Origin of the sequence: Collinsella sp. Sow4_E3 (assembly GCF_052116285.1) — a bacterium.
GTDB lineage: Bacteria > Actinomycetota > Coriobacteriia > Coriobacteriales > Coriobacteriaceae > Collinsella.
Window position 1 is genome coordinate 1 of the sequence record NZ_JBQKLJ010000069.1, and the last position, 1085, is coordinate 1085.

Consider the following 1085-nt stretch of genomic DNA (forward strand, 5'->3'; position numbering starts at 1 on the left):
GGGCACGATGATGTCGAGCACGATGCGGCGGGTCATGACGCACCGCCGAGCGCGGCGAAGTCGATCCCGGCGGCACGCATCGGCTCGGTGAGCGTCGCGAAGTGGGGGGTGGAGATCATGTCGCGGACGACGACGGCCCATGCGGCGTCCCCTGCGGCGTCCCATGCGGCGTCCCATGCGGCGTCCCGTGCGGCGGACCATGCGGCGTCCCGTGCGGCGGACCATGCGGCGGACCATGCGGCGGACCATGCGGCGTCCCATGCGGCGTACCATGCGGCGTCCCATGCGGCGTACCGTGCGGCGATCTGCACCTGGTCATCGGTCAGGGTGGGCAGCAGCGCCAGATAGGCGACCACCTCACGGCCACACGGCCCGAGCGCCTGCCACGCGGGCAGCTCCCGCACCACACGCCACCCAGCGCACCCGACCTTGCGCATCGCCCCGGGCACCACATCGGCCAGCGGCTCCACCTCCAGCAGACGGCTCGGCCACCCCATGCCGGAACAGTCGGCAGGCTCGGTCGATGCGGCCAAATGCCCTGCCGGGTCATACCTGGGCTCACCTGAGGGCGACGGATGCCACACCTCCACACCCTCGACCGGCCCACGCTCAGCCACCCACCGGAAGCCGAGGTCGTACCACGACGTGCCGTCGGGGCGGATAGCCTTGTAGTACGTCATCACACCCACCTCCTCGCAGCGGCGTGCCAGTTGGTCGGCAAGTCGTGGTCGTAGATGCTGTAGTCATCCCAGTTGATCTCGCTCACGATGCCGTCACCTCGATTTGGGTGCTCTTCCCGGGGCGTCGGATCGCCATCTGGATGACGCTCCGTCCAACATCGCGGGCGAACTCGTCACTGGGTCTGATGCACGAGAATCCGTTGAGCCATAGGCGCTCGGGTGAATCGTCGTCCTGGTAAAGGTAGGCGTCGCCGTAGGGCCAAGTGTTCGCCTCGGCTATCGCGGTGACGGCCGCCTCGATGCGCTTGCGGGCCTCCCGCATGTCGGTGATGGCCTGATCGAGTTCGACTAGGTGGGCTAGTAGGTCGCTCACGATTCGTCACCCGCCTCGATCCGCTTGGCGCG

Annotated in this window: 2 protein-coding genes; both read right to left on the reverse strand. The window is 68.3% G+C overall.

The genetic code is table 11. The annotated features are described in order from the left end of the window. Nucleotides 1-32 precede the first annotated feature (32 nt). The gene (locus ACTQ48_RS11240) at nt 33-680 is read right to left on the reverse strand and encodes a hypothetical protein (RefSeq protein ID WP_441085555.1); all 648 of its coding nucleotides are present in this window, start codon (nt 678-680) and stop codon (nt 33-35) included. A gap of 82 nt (nt 681-762) precedes the next feature. Next, complete coding sequence (locus tag ACTQ48_RS11245; protein WP_432232230.1) at nt 763-1053, reverse strand: hypothetical protein; 291 nt, start codon at nt 1051-1053, stop codon at nt 763-765. Between the last annotated feature and the right edge of the window lie 32 nt (nt 1054-1085).